Below are 21,869 nucleotides of genomic sequence, written 5' to 3'. Positions count from 1 at the left end.
TGCCAGGATTGTTCCTATATTCAGCAGTTTCTCTGGAATCCTCATCGTATGACGCCGATCACAGAGGTGGAGGGGCGACGGCTCGCGCTCAGCAACCTGGAGAAGGTGCTGTACCCGGCGACCGGCTTCACCAAGGGCGAGGTGCTCCACTACTACGCCACCACCGCCCCGGTGCTGCTGCCGCATCTGCGCGACCGGCCGGTGTCGTTCCTGCGCTATCCGGACGGCCCGGACGGGCAGCAGTTCTTCGCCAAGAACGTGCCACCGGGCACCCCCGACTGGGTCACGACCGCCGAGGTGCCCCGGATGGAGGGGCCGGCGCGGATGGTGCTGGTGCAGGACCTGGCGAGTCTGATGTGGGCCGCCAACCTCGTCACCGAGTTCCACACCCCCCAGTGGGTGATCACGGCGCCCGGCGAGGCGGACCGGCTGGTCTTCGACCTGGACCCGGGGTCGCCCGCCTCGGTCGTCGAGTGCTGCGAGGTCGCCCTCTGGCTGCGGGAGCGGCTGGCCGCCGACGGCATCGAGGCGTACGCCAAGACCTCCGGCTCCAAGGGCCTGCACCTGGCCGCGGCCGTACGGCAGGTGTCCTCCGAGCGGGCCACCGAGTACGCCAAGGAGCTCGCCGTGGAGGCCGAGCGGGCGATGCCACGGCTGGTCGTCCACCGGATGACGAAGAGCCTGCGGCCGGGGAAGGTCTTCGTCGACTGGAGCCAGAACGCCGCCCGCAAGACGACGGCCGCCCCCTACACCCTGCGCGCCCGCGCCGAGCCGCTGGTGTCCGCGCCGATCACCTGGGAGGAGGTGGCGGAGTGCCGCGACCCCGGCTCCCTGACCTTCCGCGCCCCGGACCTGGCCCCGCGCCTCCAGGACTTCGGTGATCTGCTGGCCCCGCTGCTGGACCCGAGGACCGCGACCGCGTTGCCCTGAGGCCTGGCCTGGCGTCTGCCCTGACGCCCGCCTGTTCTGCAGGTCAGAGCGCCGCCGCCCACACCGTGCGGTCCCGCGCCATCGCGTACAGCGCCTCGACGTCCGCCGGTTTCAGCAGTCCGCCCGTCCGTGCGAACCCGGCGATCTCCGTGTCCCGCAGCACCCGCACCTCCCGGGGCGGCGCGGTCACCGCCACCTCGGCCGGGGCGACGAGGACGAGGACCGGGCGGACCTCGGCGGTCAGGACGTGCGCGGCCCGGGCGGCCTCGGCGCGCAGGCGCCGCAGCAGCGGCTGTGCCGTCCGCCGTCCGAGCATGACCAGCGGGTCGGCGACGGTCACCTTCTGCCTGCGGGCGTACAGGCTGTGCAGTGCGAACAGCCCGCCGGGCCCGATCAGCAGATGGTGGATACGGTCCCCGCCGGGCAGCGGCACCGAGTGCAGCACCCGCCAGCCCGCACCCTCCAGCAGGTCCAGCGCCTCGCCGGCCGTCCGCTCGGCGGTCAGCGCCCGCTGCCGGGGGTCGGCCCGCAGCCGGTGGGCGGGCCCCGGGTCCCGGTCGAGGGCGACGAGCAGCGCCTCGCCGGGGCGGTTGGGGGCCAGGTCGTCGTCCGGGTGGAGGGCGAGCCGGGCCAGGTCGGCGGGGGTGGGGACCGGGGGCGGGCCCACGGCGACCGTGCCGGTGGCGAACGGGGCGAGGGCCTCCAGCACCTCCTCGCGGTGCTCCTGGCCGAGGAGGTTCACGCGGGCCGCCTCCCTGTCGTACCAGGCGATGTTCCGCCCGTCCGGGAGGCGGACGTACAGCCGTTCCTGGCCGTGCCGCCAGGCGGGCACGACGCGCAGTTCGCTCATGGCACCATCACCCCACCGACCATGGGAACAGGCGGGGTGCTGCGCGGGCAAGAACCCGGTTACCTTGGGGAGGAGTTGGGCAGACCCCTCGCGAGGGGTGGCTGGGGAGGCGCCGTTGCGTACCCGCAGGAAGCAACCCGACGTACCCGCTCCGGACAGTCCGTGGAGCGAGATCGTGCCCGGTCTGTGGATGGGCGGGCACCAGTTCCGCGGTCGCACCGGGCAGCTGGAGTTCGCCGTGGTGCGGGACGAGTTCGACCTCGTCCAGTCCCTGCTGCGGCTGCCCGGGCACGGGCCGGACCCGGGGGTGGAGCACCATGTGTGGCCGATCCCGGACGGGCCGCTGGACGGGACCCAGCTCACGGGCGTGATCCGGCTCGCGGACGCCGTGTCGGAGGCGCTGGACGCGGGCCGCAGGGTCCTGGTCCGCTGCTACCACGGCTACAACCGCTCGGGCCTGGTCGTCGCCCACGCCCTGATCCGGCGCAGCCACTCGCCCGATCAGGCCATCCGGCTGATACGCTCCCGCCGCTCTCCCTGGGCCCTGCACAACGAGCTGTTCGTCGACTACCTCCGCGCGGGACTGCCGGTCGCCCGGCTCCTGGAGGAACTCGCCGAGTGAGCGGTTCGCCCGTCCGCCACCCGGGTGCGCAAAAAGGACTTCCGTACGAATAGGGTGTACGCGCCACGGGCGCCCGCCCCTCACCCGCCCTCCCTGGAGAACCGTGCCCCGCAGCCGCCCCCTGCGCCTCGCCGCGCTCGTCGCCGTGCTGGCGGCGGCCGTCGCGGGCTGCGGTGACGCCGGGGGCCTGCGCAGCGCGGGCCCGACCGAGACCGCCGTCGGCCCGGACAAGCTCTGGCCGCAGCTGACGCCGGCGTCGAGTCCGGCGTATGTGATCGGCGAGGTGAACCGCGAGGTCGTCAAGGGTGTCGCGGTCTCCGGCGGCGACATCCACGCCGTGGACCCGGTGGCCGTCGTACGGCGGGAGATCGCCGAGAGCCCCGGGGACTACACGGGCGACCGGGCGCCGTACCGCGACACCGGGCGGCTGATGGCGCAGTGCGGCGCGGGGGCGGGCCACGGCCGGTGCCCGGTGCTGCGGCCCTACTACCGGGATCTGACCGGCGACGGGCGCGCCGAGCTGACGCTGGGCTTCCGGCTGCTGCCGGGCCGGACCACCGCGGTGCGCGTCTACACCGTCGAGAAGCAGCGGCTGGTACGGGTGATGAGCTGGGACGACGCGGTCAGCGGGGTGGAGCTGGCCCGGCGTTCGGTGATCATCCGCTCGCCGTCGGAGGTCGCCGGGTACGAGTACCGGCTGCAGTGGACGTGGGAGCCGGACCAGAAGGCGATGCTGCTCACGCACGACGAGATGCTGCGCACGGGCCCGCACCCGCCGAAGACCCCGAAGCCGTCCCGCTCTCCCTCGGCATCCTCGTCGGCGTCCCCCTCGGCGGGCACGCCGTGAGGGTCCGGCTGCCCCGGTGGGCCGGGCCGCTCGCCGTGAAGGCCGCCGTGTTCATCACGGTGATGTGCTGTGCGCTCGCGGCCCTGCTCGGCGTCCTCGTGCATGTCTCGGTGACCAACCAGACCGTCGGCAAGGCGCGCGAACTGGCGCTGGGCCGGCTGGCGAGCGCCACGACGGCGTTCGAGACCGGGGACACCCTCGGTGCCGGGGTCCGCGTGGACCCGCCGGGGCTGCCGCGCTCCCTGCGGGAGCTGGCCCTGGGCGGCGAGCGGGGCACGGTCGTCGCCGACCACCGGGGGCGCCCCACGATGTGGGCGGCGGGCCCCGTCGACCGCGGCCGGGTCCTCGCCGTCGAGGTGGACTACTCACAGCAGGCCCGCACGATCGACGGTCTGGACCGGGCGATCCTGTGGTCGTCGGCCCTGGCGATCGGGGTGACGGTCCTGGCGGGCGCGTTCGCGGTGACCCGGGTGACGCGCCGGCTGCACGCGACGGCCGGGGTGGCCCGGCGGATCAGCGTCGGCGACCTGGACGCACGGGTCGGCGACCCGCGGACGAAGGACCCGGACCGGCCGCAGGACGAGGTGGCCGTGGTCGCCGCCGCCCTGGACTCCATGGCGTCCTCGCTCCAGGGCAAGCTGCTGGCCGAGCAGCGGTTCACGGCGGACGTGGCGCACGAGCTGCGCACCCCGCTGACCGGGCTGCACGCGGCGGCCGAACTGCTGCCGCCGGGGCGGCCGACCGAGCTGGTACGGGACCGGGTGGCCGCGCTGCGGACGCTGACCGAGGACCTGCTGGAGATCTCGCGGCTGGAGTCGGGGCGGGAGCGCTCCGAGCTGGACACCGAGTCGCTGGCGGCGCTGGCGGACCGGGTGGTGCGGGGGTCGGCGGGTGACACGGAGGTCGTCGTCGTGCGGGACGCGGTCGTGGAGACCGACCGGCGGCGGCTGGAGCGGGTGCTGGGCAATCTGGTGGCCAACGCGCACAAGCACGGCCGGGGGCCGGTGGTGCTGACGGTGGACGGGCGCGTGGTGACGGTCCGGGACCACGGCGAGGGCTATCCGGAGTACCTGGTCGCGCACGGGCCACAGCGGTTCCGCACCGAGGGCGGCGCCAAGGGGCACGGACTGGGGCTCACCATCGCGCTGGGACAGGCGGAGGTCCTGGGCGCACGACTGACGTTCACGAACGCGGAGGACGGAGGGGCAGTGGCCCGACTGACGCTGCCGTAGGCGGCGAGGGCACTCCCGCGCGGCGGCCCACGCTGCGGCAGCGGCCGGACGGCATCCCCGGCGCACCGGCTGACGCTGCCGTAACGGCCGGGCATGTCCCGCGCGGCGACCGACGCTGCCGTGACAGCCGGGCGGCACTCCCCACGCACCGGCCGTCCCCGCCGCAGCAGCCGGACCGCATCCGCGGTACTCCGGACGCTGACACCGCCGTAGCGACCAGGCGGCGTCCCCCGCGCTCCGGCCGCGCCTCAACGGCCGGACGGCATATCCCGCGCGCCGGCCCACACCGCCGCAGCAGCCGGACGGCACTCCCCATACGGCCGACACTGCCCTGACAGCCGGGCGGCACTCCCCGTACGGCCTGACAGCCCGGCGGCATTCCCCGCGTCGGCGGCGCGCTCGCGGCGTGGGGCGGGTTCTCCCCCGGGCGTGGTGCTCGGTTGGCCCATTCAGACGCGCGGCGCCCGGAGGGCGCTCCTAACGTGGCGATCAGTCAGGTTTTTCCTGTCCCGGGGTTTTCCGGGACTGTCCTCGGAGGTGCCTCATGGCCCTGCGTTCGCGTTTCGCGCTGTCCATAGCCGTCGGTCTGCTCGCCACCGGCGCGGCCGCCACACCCGCCATGGCCGACGACGAGTGGGGGTCCGGCAGCAGCTCGGAGTCCAACAGCTCGGAGTCCCAGGGGGACTGGGGCGGGACCCAGGGGGAGGGCGGCGGCGGTGGCGCCCAGGGTGGGGACGGCGGCGGGGACTGGGGCGGCGGCGGTCAGGGCGGTGAGGAGAACGCGTCGCAGGGCGCGTCCCAGGGCGACTGGGGCGGTGGCGGCCAGGGCGGGAGCCAGCAGTTCACCCGGGGCCGGGTCACCGCGGGCACCCTGCTGCTGCGCAGCGCGCCCGACCGGGGCAGCGAGGTCATCCGTGTCGTGCACCGGGGCGACCACGTGCGTATCTACTGCAAGACCCGCGGCGAGAGCGTCCAGGGCAACCGGAACTGGTACCTCCTCGCGGACGGCACCTGGGCGTGGGGCTCGGCGCGCTACATCGAGACCGTCGGGCGCTCGCCGCGCTGGTGCTGAGGCATCAGGAGGCATCAGGCGCGCAAGACGCACTATTTGGGTAGGTTCCGGACATGACCAAGGCCGGAACCTCCCTGGTGGCGGCGGACGCGCCCGCTCCCACCGCAGCTCTCCCCCGGCGCCGTGGCATCGAACTGTCCCTCCTCGTCGTGGCCGTCCTGCTCAGCGTGTACGGCTACTGCGCGGTCGGCCTCGCCCGGCACGGCACCGTCCCGCCCGGCGCCGCCGGCTACGGCGCCGGGCTGGGTGTGCTGGCGCTGGTCGCGCATCTGGCCGTACGCCTGCGCGCCCCTTCGGCGGACCCCCTGCTGCTGCCGATCGGCGTGCTGCTCAACGGGCTCGGCCTGGTGCTGATCTACCGGCTCGACCTGGAGACGCCGGGCGACCGGGCGGCGCCCACCCAACTCGTCTGGTCCACGCTCGGGGTGGCACTGTTCATCGTGGTCGTGCTGCTGCTGCGCGACCACCGGGTGCTCCAGCGCTACGCGTACGTCTGTGTGGTCGCCGCGCTCGTCCTGCTCACCCTGCCGATCCTCTTCCCCTCGGTGAACGGCGCCCGGATCTGGATCCGGATCGCGGGATTCTCCATCCAGCCCGGCGAGTTCGCGAAGGTGCTGCTCGCGGTGTTCTTCGCGGCGTACCTGGCCGCCAACCGCAGCGCCCTGGCCTACACGGGCCGGAGGGTCTTCGGGGTGGAGCGGCTGCAACTGCCGACCGGGCGGGTGCTCGGCCCGATCGTCGCCATCTGGCTGGTGAGCGTCGGCGTGCTCGTCCTCGAACGGGACCTGGGCACCTCGCTGTTGTTCTTCGGCCTGTTCGTCGTGCTGCTGTACGTCGCGACCGGGCGCACCGGCTGGATCGCGCTCGGCCTGCTGCTCGCCGCGGCGGGCGCCATCGCCGTGGGCCAGTTGGAGCCGCATGTGCACGGCCGGGTCGAGGACTGGCGGCACCCCTTCGCCTCCATCGAGGCGGGCGAGGGCCCCAACCAGCTCTCCCAGTCGCTGTTCGCCTTCGCGGCGGGCGGCACGTTCGGCACCGGGCTGGGCCTCGGCAACTCGATCCTCATCGGCTTCGCGGCCAAGTCGGACTTCATCCTGGCCACCGCCGGGGAGGAGCTGGGCCTGGCCGGACTGTCCGCGGTCTTTCTGCTGTACGGCCTGCTCGTGGAGCGCGGCTACCGCACGGGGCTCGCGCTGCGCGACCCGTTCGGGCGACTGCTCGCGGTGGGGCTCGCATCGATCGTGGCGCTCCAGGTGTTCGTGATCGCGGGCGGGGTGACCGGGCTGATCCCGCTGACCGGCATGGCGATGCCGTTTCTGGCGCAGGGCGGCTCGTCGGTCGTCACCAACTGGGCGATCGTGGCGCTGCTGATCCGGCTGAGCGACCGGGCGCGCAGCCGGCTCGGGGTGCCCCGGGCCGAGGAGCCCGCGGCGCCGGAGACCGGGCGGCACGAGCACGCGGGGGCCGCCCGATGACCCGGCACATCCGGCACGCCGCCTTCTTCTGCGCCCTGCTGCTGGCCGCGCTGCTGGTCAACGCGGCCCGCGTCCAGGTCGTCGAGGCACCGGCCTACGACGACAACATCGCCAACCGCCGCACCACCATCGCCCGGTACGGGCAGCCGCGCGGGAACATCCTGGTCGACGGCGCCCCGGTCACCGGTTCGCAGGACACCGGGGAGCATCTGCGCTACGAGCGCACGTACACGAACGGCCCGATGTACGCGCCGGTCACCGGGTACGCCTCGCAGGTGTACGGCACGACCCTGCTGGAGCACACCGAGGACGGGGTGCTGGCGGGCACCGACCCGCTGCTGTCGCCGTTCCCGCTGTGGGGGGCCGCCGCGCGGGGCCGCTTTCCGGGCGGGGACGTGGTCACGACACTGCGGCGGGCCGCGCAGGAGGCGGCGTACGAGGGGCTGGCGGGCCGCAAGGGGGCGGTCGCGGCGATCGAGCCGTCGACGGGACGCGTCCTCGCCCTGGTCTCGGCGCCCTCCTACGATCCGTCGGTGCTGTCGGGGAACGGCTCGGCGGTGGCCCGCTCCTGGTCGACGCTGAACCGCGACCCGGACAGGCCGATGCTGAACCGGGCGGCGCGCAAGACGTATCCGCCGGGTTCCACGTTCAAGGTGGTGACGGCGGCCGCGGCGCTGGACGCGGGGGTGGTCGAGGACCTGGACGCCAAGACCCGCACCCCCGACCCGTACACGCTGCCGGGGACCCGGACGCGGCTGACGAACGCGTCCGAGGGGTGTAAGAACGTGCCGCTGCGCAAGGCGTTCGAGTGGTCCTGCAACACGGTGTTCGCCAAGCTCGGCGTGGAGGTGGGCGTCGACCGGATGGCGGCGACGGCGAGCGCGTTCGGGTTCAACGACGCCGAGCTGAAGATCCCGTACTCGGTGGCCGAGTCGACGTTCGACACCCGGGTGGACCGGGCGCAGCTCGCGCTGTCCTCGATCGGGCAGTACAACACGCGGGCGACACCGCTGCAGATGGCGATGGTGGCGGCGGCCGTGGCCAATGGCGGGCAGGTGCGCTCGCCGTATCTGGTGGAGCGCACGCTGCGGGCCGGCGGCGGGACGGTGGCGGCGGCCGGGTCGCGTCCGATGCGGCAGGCGATGCGGCCCTCGACGGCCGCGCAGCTGCGGGAGCTGATGGTGGACGTGGTGCGGGAGGGCACCGGAACCAACGCCTGGATCCCGGGCGCGACGGTCGGCGGCAAGACCGGCACGGCCCAGCACGGGCTGGGCAACTCCGGGACGCCGTACGCGTGGTTCGTCTCCTGGGCGCAGGGCGACCGTGACGTGGAGCCGAAGGTCGCGGTCGCCGTGGTGGTGGAGGACGCGGACGCGGACCGGGGCGAGATCAGCGGCGGCGGGGACGCGGCGCCGATCGCGCGGGCGGTGATGGAGGCCGTGCTGAAGTCGTCGCCGGAGCCGCGGCGGTGAGCCGGGCGGCTCAGTCGCCGGCGCCCGCCCGTACGGCGTCGGTCACCTCGGCGACCCGCTCGCGCTCCTCGCGGGCGAACCGTTCGGCGTCCAGCCGCTCGGCGATCTCCTCGTCCTGGCTCATCAGCAGGTCCAGGTTGTGGTCGCCCATCTCCAGCACGCCCATGTCGACGTAGGCCCGCTGGAGGCGTTCGCCCCACAGGCCGATGTCCTTGACGCAGGGCACGATGCGGGAGAACAGCAGCTTGCGGAAGAGCTGGAGGAACTCGGAGCGCTCGCTGAGCTCCTCCGCCTCGGCGTTCGGCACGCCGAAGTTCTCCAGGACCTCGACACCCCGCAGCCGGTCCCGCATCAGGTAGCAGCCCTCGATGACGAACTCCTCGCGCTCGCGCAGTTCGGCGTCGGTGAGCTGCTTGTAGTAGTCGCGCAGGGCCATCCGCCCGAAGGCGACGTGCCGGGCCTCGTCCTGCATGACGTAGGCGAGGATCTGCCGGGGCAGCGGCTTGGTGGTGGTGTCGCGGATCATGCCGAACGCGGCGAGCGCCAGGCCCTCGATCAGCACCTGCATCCCGAGGTAGGGCATGTCCCAGCGGCTGTCGCGCAGGGTGTCGCCGAGCAGGGCCTGGAGGTTGTCGTTGATCGGGTAGACCATCCCGACCTTCTCGTGCAGGAAGCGGCCGTAGATCTCGGCGTGCCGGGCCTCGTCCATGGTCTGGGTCGCCGAGTAGAACTTGGCGTCCATGTCGGGCACCGACTCCACGATCCGCGCCGCGCAGATCATGGCGCCCTGCTCGCCGTGCAGGAACTGGCTGAACTGCCAGGAGGCGTAATGCCTGCGCAGGTCGCCCCGCTCCCGTTCGCTCATCCGGTCCCAGTACGGGGTGCCGTACAGGGCCATCGCGTCCTCGGGGGTGCCGAGCGGGTCGTAGGGGTCGACCTCCAGGTCCCAGTCGATCCTGCGCTGCCCGTCCCACTGTTTGTCCTTGCCCTTCTGGTAGAGGGCGAGGAGCCGCTCGCGGCCGTCGTCGTACTCCCAGTTGAAGCGGGCCGCGCCGGTCGCCGGTACCTGCCAGAGAGGGGCACCCGGATCGTCGGCGTACACGTCGTATGTCGGCATATGGCGCAGGCTCCTACGTGTTGGACGCGGGGTCAACAAGTGCGGCACAGGGGATTGACGGGCTTACTGACAGGCAGTCTCATAAGAGCCGTACGATGTGACCACCGGTAACGAGGTGAGGGACCGATGACTGCCCTGACGGAAGCCGAGGCGCTGGACGGACTGCGCGACGCGCTCGGCCTGCTCAAGGACCGTGAACAGGTGGCCGAACGCCTCCTCGCCTCTTCCGCGAAGCACTCGTTCGACCCCGACAAGGAGCTGGACTGGGACGCGCCCTTCGAGGAGGGCAAGTGGTTCTGGCCCCCGGAGCTGGTCTCGCTCTACGACACCCCGATGTGGAAGCGGATGAGCGAGGAGCAGCGCATCCTGCTCTCCCAGCACGAGGCCGCCGCGCTCGCCTCCCTCGGCATCTGGTTCGAGCTGATCCTGATGCAGCTGCTGGTCCGGCACATCTACGACAAGGCGGCGACGAGCGCCCACGTCCGGTACGCCCTCACCGAGATCGAGGACGAGTGCCGGCACTCCAAGATGTTCGCCCGCGTGATCACCCGCGGCGGCACGCCCTGGTACCCGGTCAGCCGGGTCCACCAGAACCTGGGCCGGCTGTTCAAGACGATCTCCACCACCCCGGGCTCCTTCACGGCCACCCTGCTCGGCGAGGAGGTGCTCGACTGGATGCAGCGCCTGACCTTCCCGGACGAGCGCGTCCAGCCGCTGATCCGCGGGGTCACGCGGATCCATGTGGTCGAGGAGGCCCGCCATGTGCGCTACGCCCGTGAGGAGCTGCGCCGGCAGATGATGACGGCCCCGAGGTGGTCGCAGGAGTTCACCCGGGTCACCTCCGGGGAGTTCGCCCGCGTCTTCTCGGTCGCCTTCGTCAACCCGGACGTCTACACCAACGTCGGCCTCGACAAGCGGGAGGCCATGGCGCAGGTCAAGGCCAGCGGCCACCGGCGCGAGGTCATGCAGACCGGCGCGAAGCGGCTGACCGACTTCCTGGACGACATCGGCGTCCTGCGGGGCGTGGGCCGCCGCCTGTGGAAGTCGTCGGGGCTGCTGGCGTAGCCGTAGGCGCTCCCGGCCCGGCGGTTAGGCTTCCTTCCATGCCAGCCGCTCCCGCGTACCGCCGTCTGAGCGTCGAGGAGCGCCGTTCGCAGCTCCTCGACGCCGCCCTCGGGCTCTTCGCGCACCGCGCCCCCGAGGAGGTCTCCCTCGACGACGTGGCGGAGGCGGCCGGGGTGTCCCGGCCGCTGGTGTACCGGTACTTCCCGGGCGGCAAGCAGCAGCTCTACGAGGCCGCCCTGCGCTCCGCCGCCGAGGAGCTGCGGAAGTGCTTCGCCGAGCCCCTCGACGGTCCCCTGGTCCCCCGCCTCGCCCGTGCGCTCGACCGCTATCTCGCGTTCGTCGACGAGCACGACACCGGGTTCAGCGCCCTGCTCCAGGGCGGCAGCGTCGTCGAGACGTCCCGGACGACGGCGATCGTCGACGGGGTGCGCCGGGCCGCCGCCGAGCACATCCTGCGGCACCTGGCGGTCGGTGACCCCGGGCTGCGCCTGCGTATGACCGTCCGGATGTGGATCACGGCCGTGGAGGCGGCCTCGCTGATCTGGCTGGACGAGGGCAAGCAGCCGCCCGTGGAGGAGCTGCGGGACTGGCTGGTGGACCAGTTCGTGGCCGTCCTGTCGGTCACCGCCACCCGGGACCCGCAGACCGCGGCGCTGGCCGAGCGCCTACTGGCGGATGGCTGACACTGGTCCCGTGAAGAGCGAAGACATCCCGTTCGAGGGCGGCCCGATGGACGGCCGGGTGCTGCCCGTGCTGCTGGGCATCACCGGGCATCCGCCGAAGACGTACCGCATCCCCGTCCCCGCCCCGGACGGCGGCCCGCCCACGGTCCTCGTCTACCGCCGCGTCCCGCGCGTCCAGGGCGCCCGGCCGGGGCTGTCCCGGCGCTGGAAGTACGCCTACGACCCCGAGGGCGAGCGGGGCGGCCGCCGGCTGAACTGGCCGTGGTCGCGTCCCGGCGACACGCCGCCCGGCAAGCGGGACGACCCGCACGGGTGACCGGCCTACGCCGAACCGCGCACGTCCCGCGCGCGGACCCGGTGCGTCCGCCCGATGCTCACGGTGCGAGCAGAGATCCTGTACCGCACCGGAGGTGATGACATGTCAGGAAGGCCGCTGCGTCTGGCGTGCACCGCGGCCGTGCTGTCCGCCGCGCTCCTCGCCCCCGGGTCCGCCACGGCGGCCCCCGAGCCCCCGGAGCGCACCACGGCCGCCCTGCTGACGGACCTTCAGCGTCTGTACCGGGAGGCGGAGCGGGCGACCGAGACGTACAACGCCACCGAGGAGAAGCTGGACCGGCAGCGCGGCGAGGTGGCCCGCCTGGACAAGGCCCTCGCCGCCGCGCGGCTGCGGCTGCACGACAGCCGGGGCGCGGCCGGCCGGCTGGCCCGCCAGCAGTACCAGAACACCACGGCGATCTCCCCGTACGTACGGCTGCTGCTGGCCCGCGACCCTCAGCATGCCCTGGACCAGGGGCATGTCATCGGCCTGCTGGCCCGCGAACGCGCCGAGACGGTCGGCCGGCTGACCGGCACGGAACGCGAGGCGGACCGCCTGGCCCGCCGCGCCCGAGCCGCCCTGGACACCCAACTGTCCCTGGCCGAACGGCAGAAGAAGGACCGGGACGCCGTACGCAAGCGGCTGCGCGAGGTGGAGGAACTCCTGGCCTCCCTCACCGCCGAGCAGCTCGCCGAACTGGCCGAACTGGAGGAGAAGGGCGTCGAGAAGGCGCAGAAGGACCTGGTGTCGTCGGGCACCCTCGCGCAGGACGACCACAAGCCGTCCGCCCGGGCGAAGCGGGCGATCCGCTTCGCCGAACGCCAGCTGGGCAAGCCGTACCGCTGGGGCGCCGAGGGACCGAAGTCGTACGACTGCTCGGGGCTGACCCAGCGGGCCTGGGCGCACGCCGGCACCCGTATCCCCCGCACCAGCCAGGAACAGTGGGCCCGCCTCGAACGGATCCCGCTGACCGAAATGCGCCCCGGCGACCTCGTGATCTACTTCCCGGACGCCACGCACGTCGCCCTGTACATCGGCAGGGGAAAAGTGGTCCAGGCCCCCCGCCCCGGCGAGAAGGTCAGGATCTCGCCGATCGCCTCCAACCCGGTCCTGGGCGCGGTCCGGCCGGCGACGAAGACCCGCAGCTCAAAGTAGTCGAAGTGGCCTTTTATCAAGCCACAGATGATCACCGATCAGACGCTGCGCGATAACTTTTTGACCCGCGAGATCAAGCCATCTAGATTCCGCTGGCCTGTTCATTTCAAGCAGGCCTTCACCCGATCTCGTCCCTGGGGGGGACCCATGAACTGGTACCTCGACGTCCTCAAGAAGTACGCCACCTTCAGCGGCCGCGCCCGCCGCAAGGAGTACTGGATGTTCGTGCTCTTCAACGCGATCGCGTACATCCTGCTGATGGTCATCGACCTGGCCACCATCGGCTCCGGCGTCCTCGCCGTCATCTACGAGGTCGCCGTCCTGGTCCCCTCGCTCGCGGTCGGCGTCCGCCGTCTGCACGACACGGACCGCTCCGGCTGGTGGCTGCTCATCGCCCTCATCCCGCTCGTCGGCGCCATCATCCTGCTGGTCTTCCTGGCCAGCGACGGCAAGCCGGAGGCGAACAAGTACGGCCTGAACCCGAAGCTGGCGCCGGCCGCCGCCTGATCAGGCTCACACAACGACGGTGGCCTGCCCCCTCCCGGGGGGCAGGCCACCGTCGTGTTGTATCGGGCCCGGCAAACTCAGGCGCCCGCGAGGGAGCCCAGGTAGGACTCCGTCTTCTCCGGGTCGTAGAAGAAGTTCTCGAAGTCGGCCGGGTTGTCGAAGGCGTTGGCGAAGCGGTCGGCGGCGGGCTGGAGCTGGCCTGCCGCGCCGATGAGGTTGAGGACGTGCTCCGGGGGCGGGGCCAGCATGGCGTTCGTCCACTTGGTGACGTGCTGGGCCGTGTCCCAGTAGCGGTCGAACGTGGCCCGCATCCAGGCCTCGTCGAACTCCTTGTCGCCGTGCTCCAGGATCGACGCGAGGTAGGCGGCCGCGCACTTGGACGCCGAGTTGGAGCCCTGGCCGGTGATCGGGTCGTTGGCCACGACGACGTCCGCGACACCGAGGACCAGGCCGCCGCCGGGCAGCGTGCCGACGGGGTTGCGGACCGTGGGGGCGTACCGTCCGCTCAGCGTGCCGCCGGCGTCCGTCAGCTCCACCTTCGTGGCGCGGGCGTACTCCCACGGCACGTACCGCTCCATGAGTTCCAGGGTCAGGGAGAGGTGCTCGGCCGGGTCCTTCACGCCGTTGAAGACGTCGAGCGGGCCGCCGGGTATGCCCTCCCAGAACAGGATGTCCGCGCGCCCGGACGTCGTCAGGGTCGGCATGACGAACAGCTCGCCGACGCCGGGGACGAGGTTGCAGCGGACCGCCTCGGTGTCCGGGTGCTCCGGGCGCGGGCCCATGCCGTGCACATAGGCGACCGCGAGGGCGCGCTGGGGCTCGCTGTACGGGGAGCGCTCCGCGTCCCGGCCGAACATCTGGACGAGCTCACCCTTGCCCGCCGAGACCAGCACGAGGTCGTAGGTGCGGGCGAAGTAGTCCAGGTCGCCGACGGCCGCGCCGTGGATGACGAGCTGGCCGCCGCGCTGGGCGAAGGTCTCCATCCAGCCGGCCATCTTCACCCGCTGGTCCACGGACTGGGCGAACCCGTCGAGCCGGCCCAGCCAGTCGATCGCGCGGGCCGCCGGGCCCTCGGCCCAGGAGCCGGGGGCGGCGACCGAGACGCCGAGTCCTTCGATCTTCGGGGCCTGGGACTCCCAGAAGTTCAGCTGGAGGTCGCGCTCGTGCTGGAGTGCGGTGTGGAACATGCACTGGGTGGACATGACCCGCCCGGAGCGGATCTCGTCCGCGGTCCGGTTGGACATCAGGGTGACCTCGTACCCGTGGGACTGGAGTCCGAGGGCGAGCTGGAGACCGGACTGGCCGGCCCCGACGACGAGTATCTTCCGCATGCGGGTGAGGGCTCCTAACCGCGTTTCACTCGGGGGTGACGTCCAGCGCGTGTCCCACCAGGGACAACAGGGTCTCGATCACCGAGATCCGGCGCCTCGCGTCCATGATCATTACAGGTATGTGCGGAGGGATCGTCAACGCCTCCCGCACGTCCTCCGGTTCGAACCGCTCACTGCCGTCGAAGTGGTTGACCGCGACGACGTACGGCAGCCCGCAGCTCTCGAAGTAGTCGAGCGCCGGGAAGCAGTCCTTCAGCCGCCGGGTGTCGGCCATGACGACCGCGCCGATCGCGCCGCGCACCAAGTCGTCCCACATGAACCAGAACCGCTGCTGGCCCGGGGTGCCGAACAGATACAGCACCAGGTCCTCGTCGAGCGTGATCCGCCCGAAGTCCATGGCCACGGTGGTGGTCGACTTGCCGGGCGTGGCGGTGAGGTCGTCGGTCTCCTCGCTCGCCTCGGTCATCAGCGCCTCGGTCTGCAGCGGCGTGATCTCCGAGACGGACGTGACGAGCGTGGTCTTGCCGACGCCGAACCCGCCCGCCACGACTATCTTCGTGGCGATCGGGGCCCGGGCCCGGTCCGTCTGCCAGGACCGCAGGTCCTCGTCGGTGTCCTCAAAGACGACGGAGTCCACTCAGCACCCTTTCGAGCAGAGCCCGGTCCGGACGGCCGGTGCCATGACCGGTTCCGGTGCCGTACACACGGATCTTTCCCTGGTCCGCGAGATCGCTGAGGAGCACGCGGACCACGCCGAGCGGCATCTTCAGCAGCGCGGCGATCTCGGCCACCGTACGCATCCGGCGGCACAGTTCGACGATGGCCCTCAGCTCCGGCATCACCTTGGTGCTGAGCGAGCCGTTCGTCAGCTCCTTGCGCTCCTCGGGGGCCTCCAGCGCGGCCACGAACGTCTCCACCAGGAGGACGTGGCCGAAGCGGGTGCGGCCGCCGGTGAGCGAGTAGGGCCGCACACGGGCCGGTTTTCGGTCACCCCCGCGCACGGGGAGCTGTTGCCGGTTCCTCGGGGCGTTGCTCATCGGGTGCTCCCTGCCGACGCGGGCTCCAGCGACTTCCGCAGCTCGCTGCGGAGTTCCGGGGTGAGGACATGTCCGGCCCGGCCGACGAAGAGCGCCATGTGGTACGCGACCACGCTCATGTCGCAGTCGGCGGAGCCGTGCACCCCGAGCAGCGAGCCGTCGCTGATGGACATCACGAAGAGGCTGCCCTCGTCCATGGCGACCATGGTGTGCTTCACCCCGCCGAACTCCATCAGCTTGGCCGCCCCGACGGTGAGGCTGCCGATGCCGGAGACGATGGTGGCGAGGTCGGCGGAGGAGCCGCGCGGGCCCGATCGCCGCTCGTGCCTCGCCTCGCGGGCCTCGGCGTTGCGTGCCTGGTCGGAGGAGAGGAGCAGGAGGCCGTCGGAGGAGACGACGGCGACCGACTGGATACCCGGCACCTCCTCGACCAGATTCGTCAACAACCAATGCAGGTTGCGGGCTTCACTGCTCAGTCCGAAGGTACTGGGCGCGGTCAACTGCTTGCCTCCTCGACTGTGCCCCCCGTGGCTGCTTCGGATTCGGTGCTCGCTCCGGCGGGCGTGTCCGGTGCCTTGTTCTGTCCGGTGCGTTCGGCGATCTCCGCCTGGACGTCGCGGTAGCCGGCCTGCGCGCCCTTGCGGAAGCCGCCGAGCCGGCGGCGCAGGGCCTCGGCGTCGACGCCCCCGCTGCGGCGGACCGGCGCGGCCGTCGGTGCGGTGATCCGGGGGGTGCGCTTGGGCAGGCCCTTGTCGGTGACGGGCTCCGGGTCCTCGTCCACCTCGTCCTGGGCGCGTTCGTGGGTGTCGGGGCCGATGGCGTACGGGTCGGGGCGCTCGGGCCGTTCGGGCGTCTCCGTGCGCTCGGGCCGCTCCGTCTGCTCGGCACGCTCGGCCAGCTCGGGCCGCTCCGTCAGCTCGGGCCGCTCCGTGAGCGACTCCTCGGCCGGGGCGGCGGCGGGCTCCGGGATCAGCAGCTCCATCGTCGTCTCGGCGGGCGACTGCTGGGCGGGGACGTGCGGTTCGGCGGGCTTGTCGGCGGCGGGCTCGGTGGCCGTGGGCTCGGTGGCCTCGGGCTCCTTGCCGGCCTCCCCCGACTCGGCCTCCGACTCGTTGCGCTGCACGGCCTGCTCGGCCAGCGCCACCAGCGGGTCGGCGCCCTTCTGCCGGGCCGGAAGATGGTTGGAGTTGGCCTCGGCGTCGGCGCCCGGCAGGGAGAAGGCGTGGCCGCCGGTGTGGCGCGGCGACTCCGTGGGGACCGCGGCGGTGGGCGCGGCGGCCAGCAGGCCCTTGGGCAGGACCGCGACGGCCGCGACTCCGCCCTGCTTCTGCTCGCGCAGCTGCACGCGGACGCCGTGCCGGTGGGCGAGGCGGGCGACGACGTACAGGCCGAGACCCAGCCCGTCCTCGCCCTCCTGGTCGTAGGTGGCCTCCGGGTCGAACTCGGCGAGGCGGGTGTTGAGCCGGGTCAGCCGGTCGCCCGCCATGCCGATGCCCTCGTCCTGCACGGAGAGCATGACCTCGCCGCTCTCCAGCAGCCAGCCGGACACCTCGACGGGCAGGTCCGGCGGGGAGAACGAGGTGGCGTTCTCCATGAGTTCGGCGAGCAGGTGGGACAGGTCGTCGGCGGCGAAGCCGGCCACGTGCGCGTGCGGCGGCAGCGCGGCGATCCGGACCCGCTCGTACCGCTCGATCTCGCTGACGGCGGCGCGGACGACGTCCACGAGCGGCACCGGTCCGGCGTGCTGCTGGACGTGCTCGGTGCCGGCCAGCACGAGGAGGTTCTCGCTGTGCCGGCGCATGACCGTGGCGAAGTGGTCGAGCTTGAACAGGGTGGCGAGGCGCTCGGGGTCCTGCTCGCGCTCCTCCAGGCCCTCGATCACGCCGAGTTGCCGCTCGACCAGGCCGAGGGTGCGCAGGGCGAGATTGACGAAGGTGCCGCCGATGCTCTCGCGCAGCCGCTCCAGCTGGGCGGTGGACTCGGTGAGTTCGCCGCGCAGCTCCTCGCGGGCGTCGGCCATCTTCTGGCGCTGCCCGACCAGGTGCTTGCGGTCCGACTCCAGGGTGGCGATGCGCTCGTTCAGGGCGACGGCCCGCGCGTGCAGCGCGTTGACGGAGTCGACGACCTGGGCGAACTCGTCCCTGCGGCCGGTGAACCGCACGGGTTCCTCGGCGGCCGGGTCGGCGGCGCCCGCGAGCCGGGCGGACCCGAGCCGCAGCACCGCGAGGGGCCGGGTGAGGCCGCGGGCCATGCCGGTGGCCACGCCCACGGCGAGCAGCATCAGCACGCCGAGGATCGCGATGTGGATCTCCAGCGCGGTGACGTCGTCGTCGCGGAGCTGCTCCAGGGCCTTGGTGCGGCGGTCGTAGAGGGCCGACTCGGCGCCGCGCATCGAGTCGACGCGGGCGGACAGGGCGGCCGAGGCCCGGCGGGTGTTGGTCTCCAGGTCCCGGTCGCTGAGCGAGGGCTGGTCGGTGAGGGCGGTCAGGTAGCGCTCGGCGGTGTCGACCTCGGGACCGGTGACGGTGGAGTCGTACGAGGTGCGCGCGGCGGGCGCGGCGGTGTCCCGGAAGTCGGCGAGGGCCGCGTCGGAGCGCAGCCGGGCCTGCTGGGCGGCGGTGGCGAGCGCGTCGCGCTGCTTGGTGTCCGCGTCCGAGGAGGTCTTCCGGGTGGTCGCGACACCGGTGAGCGGGTCGACGACGGTCTGGGTGGTGGTGGGCACGCTCAGCGCGGCGAGCAGCAGCCCGCGTGCGGCGGCGGCCTGCTGCACCGCGGTGTCCAGTTCGGCCAGCGCGTGGGCGCCGGTGCCGGCGCGCGAGGGCATCTCCTCGGCCAGGCGCTCGGCGAGCCGGTGCAGTTCGGCGATGGCCGCCGTGTACGCGGCGTGCGCCTCCAGGGCGGTGCTCTTGCCGGTGAGCGCGGACCGGCGCAGCGTGGCGACGCCTTCGAGGTCGTCGCGCAGGCCGGCGGGCGTGTCGGTGTCGGCGCGCAGCTCCTCGACCTGCCGGTCGACCCGGGCGCTGCGCTGCTCGCTGGGCGCCTTGGACTTGGGGCGGCCCGCGGCGATGTAGGAGGTGACCTCGTCGCGCTCGTCGGCGAGGGAGTGCGCGAGGGTGAGCGCGTCCTGGGTCTGCTCGGCGAGCGTCACGGCGCTCTGTGTGTCGTGCAGTTGCCCGGAGGCGGTGACGATCGAGGGGACGCCGGCGCCGGCGATGGCCGCGGCGACGACGGCCACGGCGACGATCAGCCGGTTCCGTACGTGGGTCGGGCGCCCCTTGCCTGCGGGGGCGGGGGCGTCGGCGGTGCCGGGGGTGGGCTGGTCGCCTCCTGCGGAGGCCGTCTGCTTGCCTGAGCGACGAGGCCGCGTCTTCTGCACCGGTGCTCGCATTCCTGACTCGTGGTACCCATGGGTCCGGATGACGTCGGGTCAACTTCCGTCGACCGTACGTACACCCCTCCCCCAAGCTCGCGACTGGGTTCGCGCCCGGGGTGGCCCTCACCGGTCCCCGACCCTCCCAGTGCCGGTGGGCGACGGTCCGGCATCACCTGACCCGCCACCCGAAGGAGTGAACCCCGGAGGGGAGTTGGCGGGCAAGTTCCCGTGGCCGGTGCCAGGGCCTTGCGTGGTGGGCCGGTTGGACGTCTGCGGCGGGCGGTGGCAATATTCGCCGCCACGTCTTGCCGGAGTGATGCATTCCTCTCAAATCAGGCGGGTGACCTGCGTCGCCGTGACGGTCCGGCGGAAGTCGCGCCCCTGGGCGGGACCTTGTGAAGGGCTCGTGCAGACTGGCCGGATGCGCACAGAGCTAGTTTCGGAGTCGGGCGATCCGGACCGCGCCAACGAGGACTTCGCGAGTGTGGTCCTGCCCGCTTCGGGGCGGGGAGGGGCCCTCGTCGTCCTGGACGGGGTGACGCCGCCGCGGGACGGGGCCGGGTGTGTGCACTCCGTCCACTGGTTCACCGCACGGCTCGGCGGGGCCCTGACCGAACTGACCGTTTCCCTCCCCGATGTGCCCCTCGCGGAGGTGCTGGCCCGGGCGATCGCGCGCACCGCCGAGGCCCACGCGGGGACTTGTGACCTTTCTCACCCGCGCACGCCCCAGGCAACCGTCGTCCTCGCGCGGTGGTCCGCCGGGGCGGTGGAGCACCTCGTCCTGTCCGACTCGGCCCTGCTGGTGGAGTCCCCCGACGGGACGGTGACGCCCTGCCTCGACGACCGGCTGGACCGGCTGCCGGCGTCGGCGCTGGCGACGCACGCCCATGTCGACACGTATCTGCGCAACAAGGAGGGCGGCTTCTTCACGGCGGCCGCCGACCCGGCGGTGGCGGAGCGGGCGGTGACGGGGGCGCTGCCGCGCGGCGAGGTGCGCACCCTGGCCGCCCTGACGGACGGGGCGACCCGCTGGGTGGAGCGCTTCCAGCAGGGCGACTGGCGCGACTGCCTCGGCTACGTCCGGGAGAAGGGCGCGGGGGCGCTGGTGGAGCGGGTGCGCGCGCTGGAGCGGACGCACCCGGGGCGCGGCAAGCGGCACGACGACGCGACGGTCGTGTACGTGGAGCTGTGAGGCGCCGGGGGCGGTTACTGGTCCATGCCCCGGTTCAGCTGGTTCAGCAGCCGGGCCAGCTCCGCGACCTCCTCGCGCTCCCAGTGGGACATCTGGGCGACATAGCGCGCCCGGCGGGCCTCGCGGACCTTGGCGACCCGGCGGCGGCCCTCCTCGGTGAGGTGCACCAGCCAGGCCCGGCCGTCCGCCGGGTCCGGTTCCCGGGCGACCAGGCCGAGGTCCTCCAGGGCGCGCAGCTGGCGCGACATGGTGGCCTTGCCGACGCCGATGTACGCGGCGAGTTCGGTGGCCCGCAGCTGTCCCGACTCGTCCAGACGGACCAGCAGTCCGTACGCCGCCGACTCCAGGTCCGGGTGGACCTCGCGGGCCATCTCGCCCTGCTTGGCCCGGGCGCGCCGGAAGAGGACCGTCAACTCGCGTTCCAGGTCCAGGAACTCGGGCTGGTCCAAACCACCGCTGGAGCTACCGGGTCCGGGCGCCATCGCGTCGCCGTTGCCGTCTTCGTGCACGTCAGCCCCTGCCTCGTTTTCCCGGCCGTGAAAGTTTCCGCCAACCGGCGTCATCGCCGCAGCTCCGTCAGTATTTCGCAGGCTTAGACCAACGGCAGCCGCCAGGCCCTCTTCCACCTGGTCATTCCGCTGCCTAGCGTCGTACGCGGAGCATGCCGCTGACATGCTCACGCCACACCCGTGCGCGTTCCCCACCATGCGTCACCGAGCCTTCGGAGGCACGCTATGCCCGTGCACAGACCCGAACAGCGCCACCCCCACAGCCTCTGTCCGACCGGACTCCTGCTCACCCTCGCACTCGCCCTGGCCCTGCTCGTCCTGACCGCCCAGCCGTCGTCCGCGCGGGACGGCGGCACCCCGCCGCGCGGCTCCGCCCACATGGGCATGGGCGTCGCGGCACACGACGGCACCGACGGCGTCCCCGCCGGCACCCTGGCCGCCCAGACGGAGGGCGTCGACGTCTCCAGCCACCAGGGCAACGTCGCCTGGTCGACCCTGTGGTCCAGCGGGGTCAAGTGGGCCTATGTGAAGGCCACCGAGGGGACGTACTACACCAACCCCTACTTCGCCCAGCAGTACAACGGCTCCTACAACGTGGGCATGATCCGCGGGGCGTACCACTTCGCGACCCCGGACACCACCAATGGAGCAACCCAGGCCGACTACTTCGTCGACCACGGCGGCGGCTGGTCCCGCGACGGCCGCACCCTGCCCGGTGTCCTCGACATCGAGTGGAACCCGTACGGCGACGCCTGCTTCGGCAAGTCCGCGAGCGGGATGGTCACCTGGATCCGCGACTTCGTAAACCGCTACAAGGCGCGCACCGGCCGCGACCCCGTCATCTACACGGCGACCAGCTGGTGGAAGCAGTGCACCGGCAACTCCAGCGCCTTCGCCTCGGCCAACCCGCTGTGGATCGCCCGGTACGCCGCGTCCGTGGGCGAACTGCCGGCCGGCTGGAGCTACTACACGATGTGGCAGTACACGTCGACCGGCCCGACCGTCGGCGACCACGACCGGTTCAACGGCGCCCTCGACCGGGTCGTGGCCCTGGCCAACGGCTGACTCCCCCGCACGGCGAGGG

Annotated in this window: 22 protein-coding genes; 14 read left to right on the top strand and 8 right to left on the bottom strand. The window is 72.6% G+C overall.

The genetic code is table 11. From position 1 onward, the window contains the following. Nucleotides 1-48: 48 nt before the first annotated feature. Nucleotides 49-930, top strand: coding sequence for a non-homologous end-joining DNA ligase (gene ligD, locus KBY32_RS04555; RefSeq protein WP_210978970.1), 882 nt, complete (start codon nt 49-51; stop codon nt 928-930). A gap of 43 nt (nt 931-973) precedes the next feature. On the opposite strand, the gene KBY32_RS04550 is transcribed toward ligD, so the two are convergent. Further along, nucleotides 974-1,780, bottom strand: coding sequence for a nuclease-related domain-containing protein (locus KBY32_RS04550; protein WP_210978969.1), 807 nt, complete (start codon nt 1,778-1,780; stop codon nt 974-976). A gap of 115 nt (nt 1,781-1,895) precedes the next feature. Between KBY32_RS04550 and KBY32_RS04545 the strand changes: the two genes are divergently transcribed. The 6 genes from KBY32_RS04545 to KBY32_RS04520 all read left to right on the top strand — a co-directional run bounded on the left by KBY32_RS04545 (nt 1,896) and on the right by KBY32_RS04520 (nt 8,500). Then, the gene (locus KBY32_RS04545; protein WP_210978968.1) at nt 1,896-2,402 is read left to right on the top strand and encodes a dual specificity protein phosphatase family protein; all 507 of its coding nucleotides are present in this window, start codon (nt 1,896-1,898) and stop codon (nt 2,400-2,402) included. 103 nt (nt 2,403-2,505) lie between these two features. After that, a complete protein-coding gene (locus tag KBY32_RS04540; RefSeq protein ID WP_210978967.1) occupies nt 2,506-3,249 on the top strand; it encodes a hypothetical protein in 744 nt (247 codons plus the stop codon). Beyond that, nucleotides 3,246-4,481, top strand: a complete 1,236-nt coding sequence (locus KBY32_RS04535) for a HAMP domain-containing sensor histidine kinase (protein ID WP_055624089.1) — start codon at nt 3,246-3,248, stop codon at nt 4,479-4,481. Before KBY32_RS04540 ends, KBY32_RS04535 begins: the two co-directional genes overlap by 4 nt. Nucleotides 4,482-5,025: 544 nt before the next feature. Beyond that, the gene (locus tag KBY32_RS04530) at nt 5,026-5,553 is read left to right on the top strand and encodes an SH3 domain-containing protein (RefSeq protein ID WP_210978966.1); all 528 of its coding nucleotides are present in this window, start codon (nt 5,026-5,028) and stop codon (nt 5,551-5,553) included. A 53-nt stretch (nt 5,554-5,606) separates the two neighbouring features. Continuing rightward, a complete protein-coding gene (locus KBY32_RS04525) occupies nt 5,607-7,028 on the top strand; it encodes an FtsW/RodA/SpoVE family cell cycle protein (RefSeq protein ID WP_210978965.1) in 1,422 nt (473 codons plus the stop codon). Then, nucleotides 7,025-8,500 (top strand): penicillin-binding transpeptidase domain-containing protein, encoded by a 1,476-nt coding sequence (locus KBY32_RS04520; RefSeq protein WP_210978964.1) that lies wholly within the window; start codon nt 7,025-7,027, stop codon nt 8,498-8,500. Before KBY32_RS04525 ends, KBY32_RS04520 begins: the two co-directional genes overlap by 4 nt. 10 nt (nt 8,501-8,510) lie before the next feature. Here KBY32_RS04520 and KBY32_RS04515 read toward each other — a convergent pair whose 3' ends face one another. Further along, nucleotides 8,511-9,617: a ferritin-like domain-containing protein gene (locus KBY32_RS04515; RefSeq protein WP_210978963.1), complete on the bottom strand. Its 1,107-nt coding sequence runs from the start codon at nt 9,615-9,617 to the stop codon at nt 8,511-8,513. A 126-nt stretch (nt 9,618-9,743) separates the two neighbouring features. Between KBY32_RS04515 and KBY32_RS04510 the strand changes: the two genes are divergently transcribed. The 5 genes from KBY32_RS04510 to KBY32_RS04490 all read left to right on the top strand — a co-directional run bounded on the left by KBY32_RS04510 (nt 9,744) and on the right by KBY32_RS04490 (nt 13,343). Continuing rightward, nucleotides 9,744-10,682: a diiron oxygenase gene (locus KBY32_RS04510; protein ID WP_210978962.1), complete on the top strand. Its 939-nt coding sequence runs from the start codon at nt 9,744-9,746 to the stop codon at nt 10,680-10,682. 38 nt (nt 10,683-10,720) lie between these two features. Further along, nucleotides 10,721-11,365, top strand: coding sequence for a TetR/AcrR family transcriptional regulator (locus KBY32_RS04505; protein ID WP_210978961.1), 645 nt, complete (start codon nt 10,721-10,723; stop codon nt 11,363-11,365). A 10-nt stretch (nt 11,366-11,375) separates the two neighbouring features. Further along, complete coding sequence (locus tag KBY32_RS04500; protein ID WP_308293653.1) at nt 11,376-11,681, top strand: hypothetical protein; 306 nt, start codon at nt 11,376-11,378, stop codon at nt 11,679-11,681. A 102-nt stretch (nt 11,682-11,783) separates the two neighbouring features. Then, a complete protein-coding gene (locus tag KBY32_RS04495) occupies nt 11,784-12,836 on the top strand; it encodes an NlpC/P60 family protein (protein ID WP_210978959.1) in 1,053 nt (350 codons plus the stop codon). A 147-nt stretch (nt 12,837-12,983) separates the two neighbouring features. Next, on the top strand, nt 12,984-13,343 hold the full coding sequence (locus KBY32_RS04490; RefSeq protein WP_210978958.1) for a DUF805 domain-containing protein: 360 nt from the start codon (nt 12,984-12,986) through the stop codon (nt 13,341-13,343). A 77-nt stretch (nt 13,344-13,420) separates the two neighbouring features. Here KBY32_RS04490 and KBY32_RS04485 read toward each other — a convergent pair whose 3' ends face one another. The 5 genes from KBY32_RS04485 to KBY32_RS04465 are packed head-to-tail and all read right to left on the bottom strand — an operon-like array spanning nt 13,421 to nt 19,099. Continuing rightward, nucleotides 13,421-14,674 (bottom strand): styrene monooxygenase/indole monooxygenase family protein, encoded by a 1,254-nt coding sequence (locus tag KBY32_RS04485; RefSeq protein WP_210978957.1) that lies wholly within the window; start codon nt 14,672-14,674, stop codon nt 13,421-13,423. Nucleotides 14,675-14,699: 25 nt separating this feature from the next. After that, nucleotides 14,700-15,311 (bottom strand): ATP/GTP-binding protein, encoded by a 612-nt coding sequence (locus KBY32_RS04480; RefSeq protein ID WP_055624100.1) that lies wholly within the window; start codon nt 15,309-15,311, stop codon nt 14,700-14,702. After that, complete coding sequence (locus KBY32_RS04475; RefSeq protein WP_055624101.1) at nt 15,292-15,711, bottom strand: DUF742 domain-containing protein; 420 nt, start codon at nt 15,709-15,711, stop codon at nt 15,292-15,294. Before KBY32_RS04475 ends, KBY32_RS04480 begins: the two co-directional genes overlap by 20 nt. Further along, the gene (locus KBY32_RS04470) at nt 15,708-16,211 is read right to left on the bottom strand and encodes a roadblock/LC7 domain-containing protein (RefSeq protein WP_055624102.1); all 504 of its coding nucleotides are present in this window, start codon (nt 16,209-16,211) and stop codon (nt 15,708-15,710) included. Before KBY32_RS04470 ends, KBY32_RS04475 begins: the two co-directional genes overlap by 4 nt. Further along, the gene (locus tag KBY32_RS04465) at nt 16,208-19,099 is read right to left on the bottom strand and encodes a nitrate- and nitrite sensing domain-containing protein (RefSeq protein WP_210978956.1); all 2,892 of its coding nucleotides are present in this window, start codon (nt 19,097-19,099) and stop codon (nt 16,208-16,210) included. Before KBY32_RS04465 ends, KBY32_RS04470 begins: the two co-directional genes overlap by 4 nt. Before the next feature lie 406 nt (nt 19,100-19,505). Between KBY32_RS04465 and KBY32_RS04460 the strand changes: the two genes are divergently transcribed. Beyond that, nucleotides 19,506-20,276 carry a protein phosphatase 2C domain-containing protein gene (locus tag KBY32_RS04460; RefSeq protein ID WP_210978955.1) on the top strand — a complete coding sequence of 257 codons (771 nt, stop codon included), beginning with the start codon at nt 19,506-19,508 and terminating at the stop codon, nt 20,274-20,276. A 14-nt stretch (nt 20,277-20,290) separates the two neighbouring features. Here KBY32_RS04460 and KBY32_RS04455 read toward each other — a convergent pair whose 3' ends face one another. Next, complete coding sequence (locus KBY32_RS04455; protein ID WP_374224900.1) at nt 20,291-20,785, bottom strand: MarR family winged helix-turn-helix transcriptional regulator; 495 nt, start codon at nt 20,783-20,785, stop codon at nt 20,291-20,293. Between the two features lie 225 nt (nt 20,786-21,010). On the opposite strand from KBY32_RS04455, the gene KBY32_RS04450 reads away from it, so the two are divergent. Continuing rightward, complete coding sequence (locus tag KBY32_RS04450) at nt 21,011-21,850, top strand: lysozyme (protein WP_055624106.1); 840 nt, start codon at nt 21,011-21,013, stop codon at nt 21,848-21,850. The last annotated feature ends 19 nt before the right edge of the window (nt 21,851-21,869 follow it).

Source organism: Streptomyces sp. RK62, from assembly GCF_018070255.1.
Lineage (GTDB): Bacteria > Actinomycetota > Actinomycetes > Streptomycetales > Streptomycetaceae > Streptomyces > Streptomyces nigra.
The sequence above is the reverse complement of the archived record's forward strand: the minus strand, read 5'-3'. Positions and strand labels throughout refer to the sequence as shown.